The organism is Nonomuraea sp. NPDC048881 (assembly GCF_040649795.1).
GTDB lineage: Bacteria > Actinomycetota > Actinomycetes > Streptosporangiales > Streptosporangiaceae > Nonomuraea.
Map to the genome: position 1 here is coordinate 14,238 of NZ_JBEZGC010000005.1, position 21,201 is coordinate 35,438.

The 21,201-nt window shown below is 70.6% G+C and carries 22 protein-coding genes and 1 tRNA gene; 7 read left to right on the forward strand and 16 right to left on the reverse strand.

Annotation, left to right across the window (positions count from 1 at the left end; all coding sequences use genetic code 11):
* Positions 1-77 precede the first annotated feature (77 nt).
* The 3 genes from nusG to AB0C33_RS18520 all read right to left on the reverse strand — a co-directional run bounded on the left by nusG (position 78) and on the right by AB0C33_RS18520 (position 1,346).
* The gene (gene nusG, locus AB0C33_RS18510) at positions 78-875 is read right to left on the reverse strand and encodes a transcription termination/antitermination protein NusG (protein WP_358289131.1); all 798 of its coding nucleotides are present in this window, start codon (positions 873-875) and stop codon (positions 78-80) included.
* 75 nt (positions 876-950) lie between these two features.
* Positions 951-1,196 (reverse strand): preprotein translocase subunit SecE, encoded by a 246-nt coding sequence (gene secE / locus AB0C33_RS18515; protein ID WP_125642950.1) that lies wholly within the window; start codon positions 1,194-1,196, stop codon positions 951-953.
* Positions 1,197-1,273: 77 nt separating this feature from the next.
* Positions 1,274-1,346: transfer RNA gene (locus AB0C33_RS18520), tRNA-Trp, on the reverse strand.
* A gap of 158 nt (positions 1,347-1,504) precedes the next feature.
* Between AB0C33_RS18520 and AB0C33_RS18525 the strand changes: the two genes are divergently transcribed.
* Positions 1,505-2,713, forward strand: coding sequence for a pyridoxal phosphate-dependent aminotransferase (locus tag AB0C33_RS18525; RefSeq protein WP_358289134.1), 1,209 nt, complete (start codon positions 1,505-1,507; stop codon positions 2,711-2,713).
* A gap of 30 nt (positions 2,714-2,743) precedes the next feature.
* On the opposite strand, the gene AB0C33_RS18530 is transcribed toward AB0C33_RS18525, so the two are convergent.
* Both AB0C33_RS18530 and AB0C33_RS18535 read right to left on the reverse strand, forming a co-directional pair.
* Complete coding sequence (locus tag AB0C33_RS18530; protein ID WP_358289138.1) at positions 2,744-3,262, reverse strand: hypothetical protein; 519 nt, start codon at positions 3,260-3,262, stop codon at positions 2,744-2,746.
* 41 nt (positions 3,263-3,303) lie between these two features.
* Positions 3,304-3,891 (reverse strand): hypothetical protein, encoded by a 588-nt coding sequence (locus AB0C33_RS18535; RefSeq protein WP_358289141.1) that lies wholly within the window; start codon positions 3,889-3,891, stop codon positions 3,304-3,306.
* A gap of 106 nt (positions 3,892-3,997) precedes the next feature.
* Here AB0C33_RS18535 and AB0C33_RS18540 point away from each other — a divergent pair, with 106 nt between their 5' ends.
* Positions 3,998-5,020 carry an adenosine deaminase gene (locus AB0C33_RS18540; protein ID WP_358289143.1) on the forward strand — a complete coding sequence of 341 codons (1,023 nt, stop codon included), beginning with the start codon at positions 3,998-4,000 and terminating at the stop codon, positions 5,018-5,020.
* Here the strand turns inward: AB0C33_RS18540 and AB0C33_RS18545 are convergent.
* Both AB0C33_RS18545 and AB0C33_RS18550 read right to left on the reverse strand, forming a co-directional pair.
* On the reverse strand, positions 5,009-5,758 hold the full coding sequence (locus tag AB0C33_RS18545; protein ID WP_358289146.1) for a hypothetical protein: 750 nt from the start codon (positions 5,756-5,758) through the stop codon (positions 5,009-5,011). The genes AB0C33_RS18540 and AB0C33_RS18545 overlap by 12 nt on opposite strands.
* On the reverse strand, positions 5,745-6,290 hold the full coding sequence (locus AB0C33_RS18550) for an RNA polymerase sigma factor (protein WP_358289149.1): 546 nt from the start codon (positions 6,288-6,290) through the stop codon (positions 5,745-5,747). Before AB0C33_RS18550 ends, AB0C33_RS18545 begins: the two co-directional genes overlap by 14 nt.
* A gap of 116 nt (positions 6,291-6,406) precedes the next feature.
* Here AB0C33_RS18550 and AB0C33_RS18555 point away from each other — a divergent pair, with 116 nt between their 5' ends.
* The gene (locus AB0C33_RS18555) at positions 6,407-7,144 is read left to right on the forward strand and encodes a methyltransferase domain-containing protein (RefSeq protein ID WP_352355331.1); all 738 of its coding nucleotides are present in this window, start codon (positions 6,407-6,409) and stop codon (positions 7,142-7,144) included.
* A 55-nt stretch (positions 7,145-7,199) separates the two neighbouring features.
* On the opposite strand, the gene AB0C33_RS18560 is transcribed toward AB0C33_RS18555, so the two are convergent.
* The 5 genes from AB0C33_RS18560 to AB0C33_RS18580 form a co-directional block, all read right to left on the reverse strand.
* Positions 7,200-8,084: a carbohydrate ABC transporter permease gene (locus AB0C33_RS18560; protein ID WP_358289153.1), complete on the reverse strand. Its 885-nt coding sequence runs from the start codon at positions 8,082-8,084 to the stop codon at positions 7,200-7,202.
* Entirely contained in the window at positions 8,084-8,968 is an 885-nt protein-coding gene (locus AB0C33_RS18565; RefSeq protein ID WP_358289156.1) for a sugar ABC transporter permease, read from the reverse strand. The genes AB0C33_RS18560 and AB0C33_RS18565 overlap by 1 nt, the downstream gene beginning before the upstream one ends.
* A gap of 73 nt (positions 8,969-9,041) precedes the next feature.
* A complete protein-coding gene (locus tag AB0C33_RS18570; RefSeq protein ID WP_358289159.1) occupies positions 9,042-10,310 on the reverse strand; it encodes an extracellular solute-binding protein in 1,269 nt (422 codons plus the stop codon).
* Positions 10,311-10,518: 208 nt separating this feature from the next.
* Positions 10,519-12,390 (reverse strand): acyl-CoA dehydrogenase family protein, encoded by a 1,872-nt coding sequence (locus tag AB0C33_RS18575; RefSeq protein ID WP_358289162.1) that lies wholly within the window; start codon positions 12,388-12,390, stop codon positions 10,519-10,521.
* Positions 12,383-13,657, reverse strand: coding sequence for an amino acid permease (locus AB0C33_RS18580; RefSeq protein WP_358289164.1), 1,275 nt, complete (start codon positions 13,655-13,657; stop codon positions 12,383-12,385). Before AB0C33_RS18580 ends, AB0C33_RS18575 begins: the two co-directional genes overlap by 8 nt.
* 80 nt (positions 13,658-13,737) lie before the next feature.
* Here AB0C33_RS18580 and AB0C33_RS18585 point away from each other — a divergent pair, with 80 nt between their 5' ends.
* From AB0C33_RS18585 to AB0C33_RS18600, 4 genes are all read left to right on the forward strand, one after another.
* Positions 13,738-14,208, forward strand: coding sequence for an Lrp/AsnC family transcriptional regulator (locus AB0C33_RS18585; RefSeq protein ID WP_358289167.1), 471 nt, complete (start codon positions 13,738-13,740; stop codon positions 14,206-14,208).
* 70 nt (positions 14,209-14,278) lie between these two features.
* Positions 14,279-15,700: a serine hydrolase domain-containing protein gene (locus AB0C33_RS18590; RefSeq protein WP_358289170.1), complete on the forward strand. Its 1,422-nt coding sequence runs from the start codon at positions 14,279-14,281 to the stop codon at positions 15,698-15,700.
* A 20-nt stretch (positions 15,701-15,720) separates the two neighbouring features.
* The gene (locus AB0C33_RS18595; protein ID WP_358289173.1) at positions 15,721-16,152 is read left to right on the forward strand and encodes a hypothetical protein; all 432 of its coding nucleotides are present in this window, start codon (positions 15,721-15,723) and stop codon (positions 16,150-16,152) included.
* Positions 16,149-16,739, forward strand: coding sequence for a TetR/AcrR family transcriptional regulator C-terminal domain-containing protein (locus AB0C33_RS18600; RefSeq protein ID WP_358289176.1), 591 nt, complete (start codon positions 16,149-16,151; stop codon positions 16,737-16,739). The genes AB0C33_RS18595 and AB0C33_RS18600 overlap by 4 nt, the downstream gene beginning before the upstream one ends.
* A gap of 369 nt (positions 16,740-17,108) precedes the next feature.
* Here the strand turns inward: AB0C33_RS18600 and AB0C33_RS18605 are convergent, their stop codons facing one another.
* The 4 genes from AB0C33_RS18605 to AB0C33_RS18620 form a co-directional block, all read right to left on the reverse strand.
* Positions 17,109-18,254, reverse strand: coding sequence for an acetyl-CoA C-acetyltransferase (locus AB0C33_RS18605; RefSeq protein ID WP_352355351.1), 1,146 nt, complete (start codon positions 18,252-18,254; stop codon positions 17,109-17,111).
* Between the two features lie 72 nt (positions 18,255-18,326).
* On the reverse strand, positions 18,327-18,986 hold the full coding sequence (locus AB0C33_RS18610; RefSeq protein WP_358289180.1) for a hypothetical protein: 660 nt from the start codon (positions 18,984-18,986) through the stop codon (positions 18,327-18,329).
* A 15-nt stretch (positions 18,987-19,001) separates the two neighbouring features.
* Positions 19,002-19,742 carry a class F sortase gene (locus tag AB0C33_RS18615; protein WP_358289183.1) on the reverse strand — a complete coding sequence of 247 codons (741 nt, stop codon included), beginning with the start codon at positions 19,740-19,742 and terminating at the stop codon, positions 19,002-19,004.
* A gap of 5 nt (positions 19,743-19,747) precedes the next feature.
* A complete protein-coding gene (locus AB0C33_RS18620) occupies positions 19,748-21,031 on the reverse strand; it encodes a hypothetical protein (RefSeq protein WP_358289186.1) in 1,284 nt (427 codons plus the stop codon).
* Positions 21,032-21,201: the final 170 nt, after the last annotated feature.

Here is a 21,201-nt window from a genome sequence, read left to right on the forward strand (position 1 = left end):
CGGATGCGCCCGGACATGTCGGAAGGCCACCCTTCGCGAAAGGCGGCCGACCGAACGTCTAAGTGTAGGTGATCGTCTTAGATCTTCGAGACCTGGTTGAACGAGAGCTCGACCGGGGTCTCACGACCGAAGATCGAGACGAGCACCTTGAGCTTCTGCGACTCGGGGCTGATCTCGCTGACCGAGGCGGGCAGGGTGGCGAAGGGGCCGTCCATGACCGTGACGGACTCGCCGATCTCGAACTCGACCGTGGGGCCGCTGGCCGCCTTGGTGGTGGCCTTCTTGGCCTCCTCGGTCGGCTCGGGCGCCAGCAGCTTGGCGACCTCGTCGAGGCTGAGCGGGCTCGGCTTGTTGGACAGGCCGACGAAACCGGTCACGCCGGGCGTGTTGCGCACGGCGGCCCAGGACTCGTCGGTCAGCTCCATGCGCACCAGGACGTAGCCGGGCAGCACGCGCTCCTTGACCGGGACCTTCTTGCCGCTCTTGAACTCCTGGACGGTGTGCGTGGGCACCTCGACCTGGTAGATGTAGTCCTCCATGTTGAGCGACACGTTGCGGCTCTCGATGTTGGACTTCACGCGGTTCTCGTAGCCGGCGTAGGAGTGGATCACATACCACTCGCCGGGGAGCCCGCGCAGGGAGCTCTTGAACTCCTCGACCGGGTCGACGTCGGGCAGGATCTCGGCCTCCGCGTCGGCGGGGGCCTCCTCCGACTCTTCGACCTCGTCGGTCTCGTCGGCCTCCTGGAGAGCCGCCTCGACGCCTTCGTCGCGAGCCTCACCCAGCTCGTCGCCCCATTCGTCGGTGGCCTCTCCCAGCTCGTCGTCGCCCCGCTCGTCGCGGGGTTCCTCGGCCGGAACAGAAGACTCGGACACGTGACCTTTCCTCATTTCCTCGAATCGAATGGTGTCGCCGTCAGCCGACACCACACGGTGTCGAGCTAGGCGGGATCACTCCCCGCCGAAGACGCGGAGGACGGCCCAGCCCAGAGCGGCGTCGAGCCCATAAACGATCGCCACCATGATCAGAACGAATACCAGAACGACCGTGGTGTAGGTGATGAGATCCTTGCGTGTCGGCCAGATGACCTTGCGGAGCTCGTTGACGACCTGCCGGTAGAAAAGGGCAGGTGAAGTGCGTGTCTTCTTCTCGCCACTGGGCTTGCCTGCGGTCTCGCCGCGCGTGTCGATCGCCACAGTCCTCACCTGAATCTGTCGTATCCAACGCAGTTTTGCGGCGCGCTTACACGCCATTATTGCGCGGACCGCACTCGCAGGGCACGAGGGACTCGAACCCCCAACCGCCGGTTTTGGAGACCGGTGCGCTACCAATTGCGCCAGTGCCCTATGTCGTCAACCACACTACCCTGATTGACTCACTGCCTGGACCGAACCGCTCGCCGACATGCGGCGGAAGGACCAGGCGAAAGCATACGGGGGATTGCCCGGTACGTCGAACCCAAACCTGATCGCCCAGGTCACGCCCGCGTGGGAGCATGGGAGGCATGTCCACGCGACCCCGTATCTCCGCAAGAATCTCCGCGATTTCCGAGTCCGCCACGCTCGCGGTGGACGCCAAGGCGAAGGCGATGAAGGCCGCCGGCCGCCCGGTCATCGGCTTCGGCGCCGGCGAGCCCGACTTCCCGACGCCCGGCTACATCGTCGAGGCGGCGGTCGAGGCGGCCCGCGACCCGCGCAACCACAAGTACACGCCGGCGGGCGGCCTTCCCGAGCTGAAGCAGGCCATCGCCGACAAGACGCGGCGCGACTCCGGCTACTCCGTCGAGCCGTCCCAGGTGCTCGTCACCAACGGCGGCAAGCAGGCCGTCTACGAGGCGTTCGCCACGCTGCTCGACCCGGGCGACGAGGTCATCGTGGTCGCCCCCTACTGGACGACCTACCCCGAGGCGATCAAGCTGGCCGGTGGCGTGCAGGTCGACGTGGTGACCGACGAGTCCACGGGCTACCTGGCCGGCGTCGGGCAGCTCGAAGCGGCCCGTACCGAGCGTACGAAGGTGCTGCTGTTCGTCTCGCCGTCCAACCCGACGGGCGCGGTCTACTCGCGCGAGGAGACCGTGGCGATCGGCCGGTGGGCGGCCGAGCACGGGCTGTGGGTGGTCACCGACGAGATCTACGAGCACCTGGTCTACGGCGGCGCCGAGTTCACCAGCATCGCCACGGCCGTGCCCGAGCTGGGCGACCGGGTCGTGATCCTCAACGGCGTGGCCAAGACGTACGCGATGACCGGATGGCGGGTGGGCTGGCTGATCGGCCCGGCCGACGTGGTCAAGGCCGCCGCCAACCTGCAGTCGCACGCCACCTCCAACGTGGCCAACGTGTCGCAGAGGGCCGCGCTGGCCGCGGTCTCCGGCGACCTGTCGGCCGTGGCGGAGATGCGGTCGGCCTTCGACCGGCGGCGCCAGACCATGGTGCGGATGCTCAACGAGATCCCGGGCGTGTTCTGCCCGGAGCCGAAGGGGGCGTTCTACGCGTACCCGTCGGTCAAGGGGCTGCTGGGCAAGGAGCTGCGCGGCCGGCGGCCCGGGTCGTCGGCGGAGCTGGCCGAGCTGATCCTGGAGGAGGCCGAGGTGGCGGTCGTGCCGGGCGAGGCGTTCGGCACCCCCGGCTACTTCCGGCTGTCCTACGCCCTCGGTGACGACGATCTGGTCGAGGGCGTCAGCCGGATGGCCAAGCTGCTGTCCGAGGCTCACTGAGCGACTCAGGAAGCGGCTCAGGGAAGCGGCTCAGGAGGCGGCGGGTCTGACGGCGGCGGCGGTCTGGCGGAGCTGGGCGGTCATGCCGGGCGTGGCGGCGAGGTAGACGGCCGTGCCGGGGCTCTCCAGCCACATGAAGTTGCGCAGGCCGTCGCGGCTCGTCCAGCGCAGCGCGGGTTTGCCGCGGTAGGCGGTCAGGGTCGAGCGGGCCACCAGCGTGGCGAACTGCTCGGCCGTCCGCACGCCGCACACCACGCCCACCCGTAGTTGCTCGTCCTCGTCGTCGCGCCACATCACGCCCCTGACCGTGAGCCGCCTGGCGAGCGCGCCCAGTCGGCCGAAGGTGCCGGCGCGGGCCAGGGGCGGGGGCGCGCCGGGGATCTCCAGCCTGGTCGATCCGCAGGCCAGCGTGACGGGTTTCCCGGTCGCCGGCTCGCTCGCCGACGGCGGCGGCGGGGTGGTGCTGGGCGGTCGCGGCGTGTCGCCGCCGCACCCGCCCGTGCCCGCGGCCAGCGCGAACGTGATGAACACCGCTGCCGGGCGCCGCATCGTCCCCCCATGACTCGTGGGATCAACCAGGGAAAAGGCTCCTAGTCTCCTACAGGAGCGCGGGCCGAGGCGGCAATAGGCAGCAGCTCGTCGCCGAGTGAGTCGCTCACCCGGATCCAGGCGCCCGTGCCGGGGCGTTCCAGCCAGGCGATCACCCTGCCGCCGCGCGGATGCGCGCCGACCACCGCGGGCCGGCCCCTGATCGTGGTCTCGCGGGGGTCCAGCACGCCGGCGTGCGCGCGGTAGGTGTCCCAGTCGGCGGCCACCGTGCCGTGCTCGACCTGGGCCTCCACGTAGCGCTTCGCGGTGCCGTACCTGGCCCGGACGCCGTCGGGGGCGACCGGGCCGCCGCCGCTGCGGCGCAGGCCGCGGGGCAGGTAGGTGAGCCAGAGGTCGTCGGAGACGACCGCCAGCGGGGCCCCGGCCCGCGCCGCCGCCGCGGCGCCGGAGCCGGACGGCGCCTTCAGGGGCGGCGGGGGCACGTACGACGAGCCCGCAGAAGGCGGGTGCGGACGGCCGAAACCCGAATGGAACAGGGCGTAGATGGCGAGAGCGGTCACCGCGAACGCCAAGCCGGCGAGCAGCGCGCGCCGGCCCTGCCCCGCGACGCCCGCACCCTCAGGGATCATGGACGGTTGATCCCCCGATCCGGCCGATCTCTACCGTGCCGATGCCGGACCCGCAGCCTTGGGCGACATGCGAATCCGCACCTGGGGCCAGTGGCAAAATATGGAAATGCACCGGCCCCTGCACACGCTGCCCAAAGCCCATCTCCACCTGCACTTCACCGGCTCCATGCGGCACTCGACGCTGATCGAGCTGGCCAGGGAGCAGGGGCTGCACCTGCCCGACGCGCTGGAGCAGGACTGGCCGCCGCGGCTGCGGGCCACCGACGAGCGCGGCTGGTTCAGGTTCCAGCGGCTGTACGACATCGCCAGGTCCGTGCTGAGCCGTCCCGAGCACGTCTACCGGCTGCTGCGCGAGACGGCCGAGGACGAGGCGGCGGCCGGTTCCCGGTGGCTGGAGATCCAGGTGGACCCGTCCGGGTTCGCCGCGCGGTTCGGCGGGCTCACGGCCACGCTGGAGCTGATGCTCGACGCGGCGCGGCAGGCCGCCGAGCACGCCGGGGTGCACATGCCGGTGATCGTGGCGGCCAACAGGACCAGGCATCCGCTCGACGCGAACACCCTGGCCAGGCTCGCCACCCAGTACGCCGACCGGGGCGTGGTGGGCTTCGGCCTGTCCAACGACGAGCGGCGCGGCGCGGCGCGCGACTTCGAGCGGGCCTTCCGCATCGCCAAGCGCGGCGGGCTGCTGGCCGTGCCGCACGGCGGCGAGCTGCTCGGGCCGCGCAGCGTGAGCCAGTGCATCGACGACCTGGGCGCCGACCGGGTCGGGCACGGCGTGCGGGCGGCCGAGGACCCGTGGCTGATGCAGCGGCTGGCCGACCGGCAGATCTGCTGCGAGGTGTGCCCGACGTCCAATGTGGGGCTGGGGGTGGCCGAGCGGGCGGCGGACGTGCCGCTGCGGCGGCTGTTCGACGCCGGGGTGCCGATCGCGCTGGGCGCCGACGACCCGCTGCTGTTCGGCACCCGGCTGCTGCGCCAGTACGAGCTGGCCAGGGAGGTCTACGAGTTCTCCGACGCCGAGATCGCCGAGCTGGCCCGGCAGTCGATCCGGTCCTCGACCGCGCCGGAGGCGGTGCGCAAGGAGCTGCTCAAGGGCGTGGACGACTGGCTGACCGGCTCACCGGAGTGACCCGGCGATGCGCACCGCCCGTTCCCTGGTGCCCGCGCCCTCCAGGCGGTAGGTGAGCGCGTCCCGCTGCCAGACGAGGGTGGGGGCGGCCTGGCGCAGGGGGATCTCGGTGCCGTCCTGGCGGCGGATGTAGCCGAGCGGGTGCGCGCCGGGGATCCACCAGGCCGTGGTCCCGGCCATCTCGACGTAGTCGGGCCAGGGCGGGCCGAGCTTCTTGAAGAAGAACGGGTCCACGCCGCCCTGGAACTGGTCGAGCCGGACGCCGTCCGGCCAGAACATCGACACCAGCCGGCCCTGGTCGGCGACGGTGGCGCGGGCGGGGGGCCCGAGCTCGGCCGGGGTTCTGACCTGGAACCTCACCAGGCCGGGCAGGTCGTCCGGGGCCACCGGGTGCTCGCCGGGGAGGTTCGCGGTGGTCCGTACCGGGGTGGGTGGTGTGTCGCCGAGCTGCAGTTCGACGCCGGCCAGGCGGAGGACCCGGGCCACGGCGGCGCGGCCCTGGGGGGTGGCGGCCGTGACGGCGACGACGGCCAGCACGACGGCCGCCACGATCCGCCACCGCGCCCGCCGAGTCCGCCGTGTCGGCCGTGTCCGCCGCCCGCGCTTCTCAGGCTGGAGCTCCAGGCGGGCCCGGACGGCGGCGGCGACGTCGTCCGGCGGCGGGGACGGGGTGTCGAGGAGGGGGCCGAGGGCGGTCAGTTCGGCTTCCAGGTCGTCGAAGGGGTCATGCGAGTTCACCGCCCACCTCCTCCCTCAGCCGGGCCAGCCCCCGATGGGTGCTGGACTTGACGGTACCGACCGGCCAGCCGAGCACCTGGGCCGTCTCGGCCTCCGACAGTTGCAGGAAGTACCGGCACACGACCGCCTGGCGTTCCCGCTCGGGCAGGCCGCGCACGGCCGCCAGCAGCCGGGCCCGCCGGTCGGTGGCGACGGCCGCGCCCGCCGGGTCGTCGGGGGCCACCGGACCTGCCGGGTCGGCGGCGGTGAGCCGTACGGCGAGGTCGGAGCGGCGCCCGCGGGCCCGGGTCAGGTTGTGCGTCTCGTTGGCCACGATCCGCAGCAACCAGGGCCGGAAGGGCGCGTCCCGCCGGAACTTGGGCAGATGGCGGAAAGCCTTGACGAACGCCTCCTGCACGACGTCCTCGGCCTCGTCGCCCGCGCCGAGCATGGCGGCGGTGCGATGGGCGAGCGCGCTGTACCTGGCGACCAGGACCTCGTAGGCCCCCAGGTCACCGTCGAGCGAGCGGGCGATCGCCTCGTCGTCGTCCATGGCGTGTCAGATTCCATCGCATCCGCCCGCGCCCGGGGAAGGGTGTTTCACGCATCAGGTCATCCTCAGGGGCATTAGACTCGTGCAATCCGTCTGCCCCTCAAAGGAACGGGACTATGTCTTCTGGGTATGACCGTGTAGTGCAACCGGCGGCCGGTGACGAGGCCCTGGAGAACCACCTGGGTGGGGACGAGGCCAAGAACTATCGGCAGTACGAGTTCGACATGGTCGCCCCGCACGTCGGCCGTTCGATGCTGGAGATCGGCTCCGGGCTGGGCCACTTCGCCGAGCAGTTCCTGCCGCGGCTCGACCGCCTGGTCGTCAGCGACTTCGACCCCTACTGCGTCGAGCAGCTGGAGAAGCGCTTCGAGGGCCGCGACGACATCGACGTCCTGCAGTTCGGCCTGCCGACCGAGATCCCGCTGAAGGACAAGGTCGACACCGTCGTCATGATGAACGTGCTGGAGCACATCGAGGACGACGCCGAGGCGCTGCGCTCGCTGGCCCGCGTCACGCTGCCCGGCGGCCGGATCATCATCTGGGTGCCCGGCTACATGCAGCTTTACGGAGACTTCGACCGCAAGGTCGGGCACGTCCAGCGCTACACGCCGAAGACCCTGCGCGCCACGGTGGCCAAGGCGGGGCTCGACATCGACGTGCTCAAGCCGATCAACTTCCTGGGCGGCATCGCCTGGTGGGCGGCGGTCCGGCGGGGCGGCGTGGGCTACCCCGACCCGCGGCTGGTCAAGATCTACGACCGCACGGTGGTCCCGGCCACGCGGCTGATCGAGCGGTTCATCACCCCGCCGTTCGGCCAGACGGTGTTCTGCGTGGCCCGCGTCCCGCAGAAGTAGCCCGCGGAAGTGGGCCCGGCCGCCACCCGGTGGGTTGGTGGCGGCCGGACGTCTTCTACTTGATCGAGCCGGCGGTCAGTCCGCCGACGACCTTCCGCTCGATCAGCGCGAACAGGATGATCACCGGGATGGTGGCGATCACCGAGCCCGCGAAGAGGTTCTGCCAGTCCACCTGGTACTGGCCGATGAACGAGTTCAGCGCGACCGTGAGCGGCTGGTTGGCCGGGGTCGTGGTCAGGGTCAGGGCGACCACGAACTCGTTCCACGCCGCGATGAACGTGAAGATCAGCGCGGTGATCACGCCCGGCATGGCCAGCGGCAGCGTGATCCGGAACAGCGCGCCGAAGCGGCCGTTGCCGTCGATGAAGGCGGCCTCCTCCAGCTCACGCGGGATCGAGGCGAAGTAGGCGTTCAGGATCCACACCGCGAACGCCAGGTTGAACCCGCCGTTGACCAGGATCAGCGACCAGATCGAGTCCACCAGGCCGAACTGGTAGAACTCGCGGTAGATGCCGACGAGCATGGCCGTGGGCTGGAACATCTGGGTGATCAGCACCAGGATCAGGAACGCCGTGCGCCCCCGGAACTTGTGCCGGGCCGAGTAGTACGCGGCCGGCAGCGCCACGAGCAGCACCAGGATCGTCGAGCCGCCGGCGACCTTGAGCGTCACCCACAGGTTCCCGGCCAGGCCGCTGGTCCAGAAGTTGGCGAGGTTCGACCACACCCACTCGTCGGGCCAGAACGTCACCTCGCGCAGCGAGTCCTGCGACCGCAGCGAGGTCAGCAGCATGACGAGGTACGGGAACAGGAAGACGAACGCGACGAGGTAGGCCGCGGCCGCCACGATCACGGTCTTGAGCCTGGGCATGCGGCGCTGCGCCCGTCCGCGGTGGCCGGGCTGGTGGCGTGTGCCGGCCTTGGACATGGTCTGCACGGCCATCACGCCACCTCCTTGTTCCAGCGCGACACCTTGAGGAAGATCATGGTCAGCACGATGACCATGCCGAAGTTCACCACGGACATCGCGGCCGACTCGCCGATGTTCGAGCCCTTGAGGATGAACATGAGGATGGTCGAGGTGGCCGTCGAGTAGCCCGGCTGGCCGTGGGTCATCGCCCAGATGATCGGGAAGCTGTTGAAGACGTTCATCACGTTGATCAGCGCGGCGACGGTGAGCGCGGGGCGCAGCAGCGGCAGCGTGATCGACCAGTACGTCCTGAGCTTGGTGGCGCCGTCCATCTTGGCCGCCTCGTAGACGTCGGCGGGGATGGTCGCGAGCCCGGCCAGCAGCGCGTACGTCGTGAACGGCACCGAGACGAAGACCGCCACGAACACCAGCCACGGCATCGCGCTGGAGGCGTCGCCGAGCTGGTCGGCGGAGGCGCCGCCCATCGCGTCGATGAACCCGAGCTTGACCCTGATCTGGTTGATCACGCCGACCTCGGGGTCGAGCATCCACTTGAAGATGATCGCCGTCATCAGCACCGAGGCCGCCCAGGGCGCGATGAGCGCCCAGCGGGCGATCTTGCGACCGGGGAAGCGCTGGTTGAACAGCTGGGCGAGGGCGAGCGAGATCAGCACGGTGAGCGCGACGACCGCGACCACCCAGATCACGCTGCGGATCATGATGTCGGCGAAGTCCTTCTCACCGAACAGCTTCGTGTAGTTGTCCGGGAAGTTGTCTCCCTGGACCACTCCGAACCGGCTGATCTTGAGGAACGACGACCGGATCATCTCGATCACGGGCCAGAGCACGACCAGCGCGATCAGCACCACGGCCGGCCCGATCCAGGCCAGGGGTTCGAAGGCGCGCAAGCTTCTCATGAGGAACCTTCCATGACGGTGGAGCCGGCGCGGGGACGCGACCCGCGCGCCGGCTCCACAGACACCCGCTGGATCAGCTGGCTTCGGCGGTCTTCTGCAGCTCGCCGAGGACCTTGGCAGGGTCGTCCTTGACGGCGCCGCCGATGGTCTGCTTGATCGCCGGGTTCACCTCGGCCCACTTCGGGTCCTGGAACGGGTAGAAGCTGGCGTTGGGCAGCGCGTCGAGGAACGGCTTGAGCTTCTCGTCACCCGACAGCTTCTGGATGCCGCCGTTGGTGACGGGCAGCAGCTTGTAGGTGTCGGAGATCTTCTGCGCCGCGTTGCCGGTGTAGAAGAAGTCGAAGAACTTCTTGATCTCGGCGGCGTGGCCGTTCTTGTTGAACGCCATGATCCAGTCCATGACGCCGAGGGTGGTGTCGAGCGGGCCGGACTTGCCGGGGATCGCCGTGACGCCGTAGTTCTTCAGGCCGGCCGCGTCGAAGATCGGGATGGACATGGGTCCGCCGTTGACCATGCCGACCTTGCCGGCGCCGAAGTCCTCCCAGACCGTCTTGCGGTCCTTGGTGCCCGGGTTCGGGGTGGTGAGGCCGGCGTCGACCAGGCCCTTCATGTAGGTGAAGGTCTCGACGTTCTGCGGGGAGTTGATGGCCCACTTGCCGGAGGCGTCCTTGTAGCCGCCGCCGTTGCCCAGCATCCACAGGAACGACTCGCCCTGAGCCTCTTCCTGGCCCAGCGGGAGGCCGAACGGCTGGCTCACGCCGGCCTTCTTCAGCTTCTCGGCGGCGGCCTTGAGCTCGTCCCAGGTCTTGGGCGGCTCGGCGATGCCGGCCTTGGTGAACAGGTCCTTGTTGTAGAACAGCGCGCGGGCGGAGGAGACGAACGGGATGCCGTAGCCGGTGCCGTCCACCTTGCCGAAGTCGGCGAACTTCTGCAGCATGTCGCCGGAGACGTTCGGGGACAGGACCTCGTCGACCTTGTAGAGCAGGCCGTCCTTGACGAAGCCGGAGTAGTCGCCGGTCTGCAGGATGTCGGGCACCTGGCCGTTCTGGACCATGGTGGCGACCTGCTTGTCGATGTCGTTCCAGTTGATGACCTGGACGTCGACCTTGATGTTGGGGTTGGCCGCCTGGAACTCGTCCACGACGCCCTTCCAGAACGTCTCGCCCGAGTTCGGCTTGCCGGGGCCGTCGCCGTAGTCGGCGGCGACCATCTTGAGGGTGACCTGGCCGCCGCCCGAGGCCTGGGTGTCGTTCCCGCCGCCACCCGAACCGCCGTCGGAGCCGCAGCTGGACAGGACCAGCATGGTGGCAAGGCCGAGAGCGGCGCCGCCCACAAGCTTCATGTTCACTGGTGATACCGCCTTCTCGTCGGACGGGTCGCTGGTCCGTACCAGCCACCTGACCCCGTCCAAAGGGATGAGGGGTGCGAGAGCCACAGCTCAACGCGTTTGCGCCAGAGTAAGCCCGTGTTCAGCAGCCGGTCTATACCGGCTGGTATCGGTTTGAAAACACTCAGGGCAGAAAAAGCTCACAACCGGTCTAGACCGGGCGTCACAGGATCTTTCTCCGCACGTTCTCGCCGCCGTCCGGCGTGCCGATCCACGGGCCCTCGATGGACGGGTCGAGGATGCCCTCCTCCAGGAACTCGTAGCGGCCGTCGAGCACGTACCGGGCCAGGCGCGCGTCCTGCTCGTCGCTGTTGTCCCAGAGCTCGTCGAACAGCGTGCGGACGCGGCGCCGGGCCTGGCGGCAGAAGGTGTCGGCCACCTCGTACGGCCTGCGCCCGAGGTCGTCGGCGTCCTCCTCGGCCTTCACGCAGACGGCCGTCATGGCGAACAGCTCGGCCCCGATGTCGACGATCCGCCCGAGGAAGGACTGCTTGTGCTCCAGCCTCCCCTGCCACCGGGACATGCCGTAGAAGGTGGACCGGGCCAGCTTCCTGCTGGTCCGCTCCACGAACCGCAGGTGCTGGGCCAGCGGGCCGAAGGCGGTGTAGCCCGTGGGCAGGCTGCCCGAGCCGGCCACCAGGGTCGGCAGCCACCCGGCGTAGAAGCGGCTCGCCCGGCCGAGCGCGCGGGCGCGTTCCTGAGGGGACGCCTCGGGGTTGATCAGCTCGCCGGCCGCGGTCAGGTGCGCGTCCACGGCCTCGCGGGTGATCATCAGGTGCATGATCTCGGAGGAGCCCTCGAAGATGCGGTTGATGCGGGAGTCGCGCAGCATCTGCTCGGCGGGCACGCCGCGCTCGCCGCGGGCGGCCAGCGACTCGGCGGTCTCGTAGCCGCGGCCGCCCCTGATCTGGACCAGTTCGTCCAGCGCCCGGTACGACAGCTCGGTGGCGTACAGCTTGGCGAGGGCGGCCTCGATCCTGATGTCGTTGCGCCGGTCGTCGGCCAGGCGGGCGGTGAGCTCGCTGACGGCCTCCAGCGCGTACGCGGTGGCTGCGATGAAGGCGATCTTGGTCGCCACGGCCTCGTGCCGGCCCACCTTGCGCCCCCACTGCTCGCGGGCGTTGCCCCACTCACGGGCGATCTTCACGGCCCACTTGACGCTGCCCGCGCAGGTCGCCGGGAGGGACAGGCGGCCGGTGTTGAGGGTGGTGAGCGCGATCCGCAGCCCTTGGCCCTCCTTCCCGATCAGGTTCTTGGCCGGCACCCTGACCTGGGAGAACTCGGTGACGCCGTTCTCGATGCCGCGCAGGCCCATGAAGCTGTTGCGACGCCTGACCGTGATGCCCGGACTGTTCCCCTCGACCACGAACGCGCTGATCTTCTCGCCTGTCCTGGCCATGACCACCAGCAGGTCGGCGACGACGCCGTTCGTCGTCCAGAGCTTGACGCCGTTCAGCACGTAGTCGTCGCCGTCGCGCACGGCGGTCGTGGACAGGCGGGCGGGGTCGGAGCCCACGTCCGGCTCGGTGAGCAGGAAGGCGGAGATCTCGCCGGCCGCGCACCGGGGCAGGTACTCCCGCTTCTGCTCCTCGGTGCCGAACTGCTTGAGCGGCTGCGGCACGCCGATCGACTGGTGCGCCGACAGCAGCGTGGCCAGGGCGGGGCAGTAGGAGCCGACCAGCGTGAGGGTGCGGCAGTAGTACAGGTAGGGCAGGCCGAGGCCGCCGTACTCGGTGCCGATCGTGATGCCGAACGCCCCGAGGGCGGCCAGGCCCTTGACCACCTCGTCCGGCACCTGCGCGGTGCGCTCGATGAGGGCCGGGTCGACCTGGGTCTCCAGGAAGCGCCGCACCGCCCGGACGAACTCCTCGCCCCGCTCGGCGGCCTCGGCCGGCAGCCCGGGCGCCGGATGCACCAGGTCCAGCCGGAGATCGCCGAGGAACAGCTGCTTGGCGAAGCTGGGAAGCGTCCATTCCCGCTCCCTGGCCTGCTCGCCGACCTGCCTGCTCTCCGCGTACGTGGTCTGCTCAGTCATGGCACCCTCCCGACGGTGCGCCGTCATGTGCTGGGAGTACTGCCCGCCTGAGGGCTTTAAGCACGCCGAGCGCGACGACGGCCAGCACGGCCGGCACCGCCAGGAAGACTCCGCAGCACGCCAGCGCGACCGCCGACATGCCGGTCGCCACGACGGCGGTGACCCGCAGCCGTCCGGCGGGCAGCACCCGCACCGCCGCCGCCACGCCCGCCGCCGTGACGGCCGCCAGGCACGCCGAGGTGGCCCGCATCAGCAGGTCCAGGTCCACCGCCCACACCACGACCGGCACCGTCAGCACGGCCAGCGCCCCGAGGCTCCGGTACGGCGCCCGTCCCCCGGCGAGCCAGGCGGGCATGGCCCCGTCCCTGGCCAGCGCCACCCCCAGCCGCGCCGCCCCCGCCAGGTACGCGTTGACCGCCCCGAACGTCAGCAGCACCGCCAGCACGCCGGTCACCGGCCGCGCCACTCCCCCGAGGCCGGCCTCCAGCAGCGCGCTCAGCGGCACGCCCGGCATGTCCGCGCCGAGCACGCCGACCGAGGTGACGCTGACGCCCAGGTACAGCACGCCGACCACGACGAGAGTGACCACGGTGGCCCTGGTCAGGCCGTGCCTCCCGCGCCTCCCGCGCCTCCCGCCCCTCCCTACGGCGAACTCGGCCGACAGGTGGCTGGCCGCCTCCCAGCCCACGAAGGCGAACATGAGCACCCCGGCCGCGCCGGCCACCCCGGCGAGCCCGTACGGGGCGAAGGGGGTGAAGTGGTCGAGGTCGGCCCGCGGGGCGGCGGTGACCACGGCGACGGCCAGCAGGGCGACGAGCAGCGCGACGGAGACGAGCTGCAACCGCCCCGAGGTACGCAGCCCCGCGGCGTTGGCGGCGAACGCCGCGGCCAGGATCAGCACGCCGGCCAGGGTGCCGTCCACGCCCAGGCACGCCTCGACGTACCTGCCGCCCACCAGCGCGCCCGCCACGGTCCCGACCGGCACGGCCCCGTAGAACCACCAGCCGACCACGGCGGCGGCCCGCGGCCCGAAGGCCAGGCCCGCGAAGCTCGCCACCCCGCCCCCGCCGGGATGCCGGACGCCGAGCGCCGCGAACGTCAGCGCCACCGGCACGCTCAGCGCGAGCAGCCCCGCCCAGGCCAGCACGGAGGCCGGCCCCGCCGCCGCGGCGGCGAGCTGCGGCAGCACCAGCATCCCCGGCCCCAGCACCGCGCCCACCAGCAACGCCGCGCCCTGCCCCGCACCCATCCGGCCCTGTTCAGTCATGCCCGCGAAAGTAGCCCGATCGTTCGGCCCCAGCCCGGCTCCACCGAACGTTCGATCGGAGAAAGGAGCAGAATCGCGTCATGGACGAACTTGATTCGGCGATCATCCGCCTCCTCCAAACGGATGCGCGGCAGTCCAACCGGGAGCTGGCCCGCCGGCTCGGCATCGCCCCCTCGACCTGCCTGGAACGAGTCAGGGCGCTCACCCGGCGCGGCGTGATCCGCGGCTACCACGCCGACATCGACCCCGCCGCGCTCAACCGGAGCACGCAGGCGATGGTCTCGGTCCAGGTCCGCCCGCTGAGCCGGGCCGTGATCAACGCCTTCAAGCAGTCGGCCGCCGAGCTGCCCGAGGTGCTGAGCGTGTTCGTGCTGGCCGGCGGCGACGACTTCCTGCTGCACGTCGCGGTCCAGGACCTCGACCACCTCCACTCCTTCCTGCTCGACCGGCTCAGCAAGCGCAAGGAGATCGTCGGCTTCCGCACCTCGGTGATCTTCCAGCAGGTGCACGACGCGGTGCCGGAACGGCTGCCGTCCGCCTCGGAGACCTGACTTTCGTCGGGGGTGCCACTAGACCGTCGGCAGATTCGGCGGTGGGGGCGTTCTCCGTACGTTTGCCTGCATGAGCTTGAAGATCGCCCTCGCCGGGCTGGCCGCGGCCCTGACCCTCACCCCCGCCGCGGCCCCGGCCCTCGCCTCGGCCCCCGCCGAGCCGACCCCCGCCGCCGTGGACGCCTACCTGCGCGAGGCGCTGGAGGCCACCGGCGTGCCGGGTCTGTCCGTCGTGGTGACCCGCGGCGACAAGGTCGTGCACGCCGCCGGCTACGGCGAGGACTCCGATGGGCGTCCGGTCACCGCGGCCACGCCGATGCGGGTGGCCTCGGTGAGCAAGTCGTTCACCGCGATGGCCGTGATGACCCTGGTTGAGCAGGGAAAGATCGCGCTGGACGAGCCGGTGGCCGGGCAGCTGCCCGGTTTCCGGATGGCCGACCCGCGCCACACCAGGATCACCGTGCGCCAGTTGCTGAACCAGACCTCCGGGCTGTCCGACAGCTCGCTGGACATCGGCGACCTGGAGTCCGCGAGCTCGCTGGCCGACTACACCGCCCGCCTGGCCGAGGGCCGCCTGGCCGCCGACCCGGGCAGCCGGTACGCCTACTGCAACGTCAACTACGACCTGGCCGCCCGCCTGGTCGAGACCGCGAGCGGCCGCCCGTTCGACGCCTACATGAAGGACCGCGTCTTCGGCCCGCTCGGCATGACCGGCAGCGCCGTGAGCGCCCAGGCCGTCCGGCCGGCGGACGGATTCGTCTCGGTCTACGGCATGTGGCTGCCCCGGCCGGAGGCGTCCGGGTTCCTCGACGGCAGCGGCTCGGGCGCGGTCATCACGACCGCCGCGGACATGGGCAAGTGGCTGATCGCCCAGAACGACGCCGGCCGCCCGCTGGTCAAGAAGCAGAGCCTGGAGACCATGCACAAGCCCGGCGTGCACGGCTACGGCATGGGCTGGAACCTGGAGGAGGAGTCCGGCCTGCTCGTGCACTCCGGCAACCTGTTCACCTACAACGCCGTCGAAGCCGTCTCGCCGAAGAACGGCTACGGCTTCGCCGTCATGACCAACGGCGCCTCGCTCTACGACCCGACCTACGACATCATGCGGGGCCTGGCCGCGATGAGCGAGGGCCGCGCACCGGCGGCCCTGGGCGGCGACCGGCAGCTCTACGACCTGGTGCTGGGGCTGCTCGCCGTCGTGGCGGCCGGCCTCGGGGTCATGGGCGTGCTGCGGGCGCGGCGGTGGGCGTCCCGGCGGTCGGGGCGGCCGTGGTGGCGGATCGCCCTGCGGCTGGTGCCGGTGCTGCTGCCGGTCCTGCTGTTCGCGTTCTACCCGAACTGGGTCTCCGTGCTGCTCAACGGGCGGTACGTGACCTGGGAGCAGCTCACCTACTTCCCGGCTTCGTTGTCGGTCACCCTGCTCGCCGCGGCTCTGGCCGGGCTCTCGACCGCCGTCGTCCGAATTTGTGTACTGTGTAAGCTTACCAAGTAAGCAAATTCGAGGAGTACCCAATGATCGCGGTCGCCGTCACCGTCCCGCTCGTGTGGCTCGCCTGGCTCGTCCTCACCGACTGGGTGCCCATGTTCCCGCTCAACGACCTCAACGGCGCGAACGTCAGAGGCCGGGCCCTGGCCGCCGCGATCAACTACCCGTTCCCGCTGCTCATCGCGGCCGGCATCGCGCTGCACCGCACGTGGTCGCTCATCGCCGCGACCGTCCTGTGCGTCCTGGTCGTGGCCGGGCACGTGCGAAGCTGGTGGCTGCCCTACTTCGGCCCGGCCACGGCCGAGCAGCGCGAGCTCTACCGGCGCGAGTACAGCCGCACCTGGAAGGTCCTGCCCACCGCGGGCCACGACGTGGTCATCGACGTCCAGCACATGGTGGTGGGCCTGCTGTCCCTGCTCATGCTGGCGGCCACGATCGTCGTTACGCTGACCGCATGACTCAGGCACCCAGGCGGGCGGGGCGTCCGGCCGTGCTCACCGTCGAGCGCATCGTCGCCGCGGCCGTCGGCATCCTCGACGCCGAGGGCCCCGACGCGCTGACCATGCGCCGCCTGGGCGCCGACCTCGGAGTGGCCGCCATGTCGCTCTACCGCCACGTCCCCAACCGGGACGCGCTCGTGTCCCTGGTCGTCGACCGGCTGTTCACCGCGGCCATGGCCGGTTACACGCCGGTCCCCGACTGGCCGCGGGCGCTGACCGGGTTCGCCGTGGCCTACCGCCGCTTCCTGCTCGCCCACCCGCGCGCCGTCCCGCTGCTGGCCACCCACCCGGTGGACGTACGGCTCGGCACCGAGCTGATCTCCGGCCTGCTGGCCCGCTTCGAGGCGGCGGGCGTGCCGTCCGGCGACACCGTCAACGCGGTGCAGTCGGTGGCCGTCTACGTGCTCGGCCACGCCCTGGCCCAGGTCGGCTCGACCGCCGAGACCCACGACCCCGACACGCTGCGCTTCTACGACCAGTGGTTCGACGCGGGCCTGCGAGCCATGGTGTCGGGCTTCGAGCAGCAGCTCGCGGCGCCGCGTTAATTCGGTTGCCCGGCGTCACGGACAGGCCGTAGCTTGTCGGACATGCGCCTTTACCTGTGACAGCAGCCACCTCAGTCCATCGTCCGACAGACGCGGCCACGCTGTGCTCGTCGACGCCCGGCCCTCACCGAGCCGCGTCCTGAGTTCGCGTAAAGGAGCTTCGCATGCGAGTTCGCTCAGCCAAGAAGAAGACCGCCACGCCCGTGCCGCCCCGGCAACTGCCCAAGATGCCGCAGCGCCCGGTCGTGCCGCCCCGGCGGATCATCCCGCCCAAGGGCCGCTAGACAACTACCGGGATGGTAGTTAGCGAGCGCCGCCTCCCCTCTTACGCCCGGGAGGCGGCGCTCACCCTTTTCCGGTCCGGTTCTGCTAGAGCCGCTCGATGATGGTGACGTTGGCCTGGCCGCCGCCCTCGCACATCGTCTGCAGGCCGTAGCGGCCGCCCGTGCGCTCCAGCTCGTGCAGCAGCTTGGTCATCAGGATCGCTCCCGTGCCGCCCAGCGGGTGGCCGAGCGCGATGGCGCCGCCGTTGGGGTTGACCTTGGCCGGGTCGGCGTCCAGCTCCTTGATCCAGGCCAGCGGCACCGGGGCGAACGCCTCGTTGATCTCCACGACGTCGATCTCGTCGATCGACATGCCCGCCTTCCGCAGCGCCCGCTGCGTGGCCGGGATCGGCGCGGTCAGCATGTAGACCGGGTCGTCGCCCATGAGCGCGAGCTGGTGGATGCGGGCCCGCGGGGTCAGGTTGTGCTCGCGCACGGCCTGCTCGGAGGCGATCAGCACGGCGCCGGAGCCGTCGGAGATCTGCGAGGAGGTGGCCGCGGTGATCTGGCCGCCCTCCTTGAGGGTCTTGAGCCCGGCCATCTTCTCCAGCGTCGTGTCGGGCCGCGGGCCCTCGTCGTCCTCGACGCCGTTGACGGGGGCGATCTGGTCCTTGAAGTAGCCGTTCGCGACGGCCTTGGCGGCCCGCTGGTGGGACTCGTAGGCGAACTGCTCCAGCACGTCGCGCTGGAGGCCCCACTTCTCGCACATCAGCTCGGCTCCGCGGAACTGCGAGATCTCCTGCTTGCCGTAGCGCTCGACCCACTTGTCGCCGAACGGGAACGGCATGCCCTTCTCCAGCGCGGCGGTGATCGACGCGCCCATCGGGACGATGCTCATCGACTCCACGCCCGCGGCCACCACCAGGTCCTGGGTGCCCGACAGGACGCCCTGGGCGGCGAAGTGGATCGACTGCTGGGACGAGCCGCACTGCCGGTCGATCGTGACGCCGGCCGTCGTCTCGGGCAGACCCGCCGACAGCCAGGCGTTTCGCGCGATGTCCATGCTCTGGGGGCCGAACTGCATGACGCACCCCATGATGACGTCCTCGACCGCCGCCGGATCGACGCCGGTGCGGTCGATGAGCGCCTTCAGCGTGTGGGCGGCCAGGTCGGTGGGATGGACGGTGGAAAGCCCGCCCTTCTTCTTGCCGACCGGGGTACGGACCGCTCCGACGATGTACGCCTCTGCCACAGTGCCTCCTGGAAACCGAGCATTATTCGGTTATTGAGGAGAGACTACAACAGAACGACGTTCTGTGGCTCGTCACTCCGGGGCCAGAAGGTCCTCCGCGGCGTCGATCCTGAACCGCCACCGGTCCACCACCAGGCCGTTCAGCGATTCTGCCAGCTCCAGCGCCAGGCTTCCGAGCTTGACGGGCTCCTCGCCGCGCAGCTCGATCGCGGTCAGCTCGGTGGCGAACGGCAGCAGCTCCCGCACCGCCGGCGGCTGCCCCTTCTGCGGCACGAGCGCGGCCCGGATGTCGCCCGACGTGTAGGTGAACTCGTCCTCACCCTGCTCCAGCAGCGGCGCCAGGTCGTCGGCGGACGGGCGTACCGGCAGGATGACGGCGGGCCCGCCCTCCTCGCCGTCGGCCGGATCGCTCACCTCGCCCCGGCACACCGCGAGCCCCTTGAGCCGGAAGGCCAGCCCCTCGGCCAGGTAGCGGTCGAAGAAGTCGAACGGCAGCGGCCCCTCGGCGGTGACCCGGCAGGCCCATGCCTTCTCCAGCACCCCGCCGGTCAGCTCGGCGTCGGCCTCGACCGGCGCGCACACCCGCACGTCGGCCGCCACGATGTCGTCGCCCTCGCGCCGGGCGTCCGGGTCGGCCAGCTGGACGATCCGCAACAACTCGGCAGGGTCCGGTCTGGCGGGCAGGGCCGCCGTCGGGCCAGTACGCAGTTTCCGCTTCGCCAGCCAGCCCATGCCCGCCTCCGCCAATCAGCTTCGATAGGAGCTCGTCATCGTCGCGTAGACGATGATGTTGTCGTTGTAGTGACCGATGGTGCGATCGTAGGCACCACCACAGGTGATGAGGTGGAGCTGGGCGTTCTCCCGGCTCCCGTAGACGCGCTCGGTCGGGAACGTCTTCTTGCTCGCCTGCTCCACGCCGCCGACCGTGAACACGGCGGTCGTCTTGTCCTGGCGCTTGACCTCGATGGTGTCGCCGTGCTTGAGCTCGCCGAGGCGGCTGAACACGGCGCTGCGCGTCCGGGTGTCCTTGTGCCCGAGCAGCACCGCCGGGCCCTCCTGGCCCGGCGTGGACATGTTCCGGTACCACCCGACCAGGTTGGGATTGTCGGACGGCGGCACCTCGATCGTCCCGTCCTTGGCCAGCCCCACCGACTTGATCGGCGCGTTGACGCCGAGCCGCTTGATCACGATCCGGATCGGCGTCGAGGGCAGCATCGGCGGCGCCGGCGTGATCTCCGGCAGCGGCGGCGGCTGGTCCGGCGGGGCCTGGAACAACGCCTGCTGCGGTTGCCCGGACGCCTGCGTCTGCACGGCCACGGGCAGGGCGTCCCTGTCCATGCCGTACTCCTCGGGCGACTGCAGCACCATCAGCATGCCCGCCACGACCGTGACGACCCCGGCGATGGCCGCGCCGATCAGCACGGTCCTGAGCGCGGTGCTCCCCCGGTCCCGCGGTGGCGGGCCGCCGTACGGATACTGCCCGGCCACGCCGCTCAGCCCCTGCCGGCGGTACGCCGGCGCAGCACCAGCCCACCGGCCGCCGCGGCCGCGATCAGAACGGCTCCGGTCAGCACGAACAGCCGCCCGTCAGGCCCCGCCATACCCCCGGCCCCGGTGTCGGCCCCCGCCTTGGGCGTCTTGGACTTGTCGGGCGGGGTCACGGTCACGGTCGCGGTGCTGGTCTTGGTCGGCTTGGGGGTGGGGGTCGGCGTGGGCGTGGGGGTCGGCGTGGGCGTCGGCGTGGGGGTCGTTCCCGAGCCCGCGACCACCTGGAAGGTGTGGTTCTTGACGCCCGTCGTGGGAGCCACGCACTTGATCGCGCTGCCGGTGGTCGCCGTGGCCGAGGTGCCGAGGATCAGGTCGCCGGGGGTGAGCGTCACCGTGCCGGTCGTGGTGGGCTTCACCTTGAGGGTGACGCTGGGCAGCGTGGTGATGTCCTGCCCGACGACGACGTTGGTCAGCGCGCCCTCGGCCGCCGCGGGCTGGGTGACCCCCGCACCGGACGCCTTCACGTTGAGGAAGTACTTGCCGCCGCTCGCGGGGAAGCCGGTGGGGGCCTTCAGCGTGTCAAGGCTGCTGGTATCGATGGTGCTGGTCCACGAGATGCTGACTTCCTCGTTCGCCTTGGCGTTGGTGGGCAGGGTGCCGGGGGTGATCTTGATGTCCACGTCGGCCGGATAGGCCGGATCGTTGATCGTCGTGTCCACCAGGTCACACTTGTACTGGACCACATCGGTCCCGGTGCCGCCACCGCCGGTCTGAACCGGGATCGAGACGGTGGTGGGGGCGGACGACGCGGAGGCGCAGGTCGTCGTGTCCTGGCCGATCTTGATGCTCAGCAACGGCGTCGTCCCGGTCGCCGTCGCGAGCGGCGCGAGGACGAGGTTCCCGCCCGTCGTCGCGGTCACGCTGACCGACGCCGACATCTTCGGCGGCGTGTAGGACCCGCCCATCGCGACCGCCGTGGTCGTGCCCGTGCCGGTGCCCTTGAGCGGGGTGGGCGTCCCGCCGGTCACCGTGAGGTCGCCGCCGCCGGTGGTGACGGTCTCACCGGCGGTCAGGGCCTTCGTCACCGGGATCGCCGGGAACGTCCAGTCGATCGTCGTCGACTTGGCCGGTTCCACCGACGCCGGGGGCGTGATCGTCACGATCACGGGACCAGCCTGCAGGGCGCCACCCGTGCAGTTATAGGTGATCTTCAGGGGGTCCACCATCGCCGCTTCGGCGGGGGAGGACAGGCCGACCAGTGAGCCGACGGAGACGGCGAGTGTGCCCATCAATCCCAAGGCGGAGGTCTTGTGGGCGAGGCGGCGCCACGCCTGGGACGTAAGCACGGGTCCATCTCCGTTTCAGCGCAGTGTCAACAGTCGTGCCAGAATTCCAGCCGATGGTCACGGTTCGGTTGAGATCCTACGAACTGTCCCTGTCAACTTCCCGTAAAACCCAA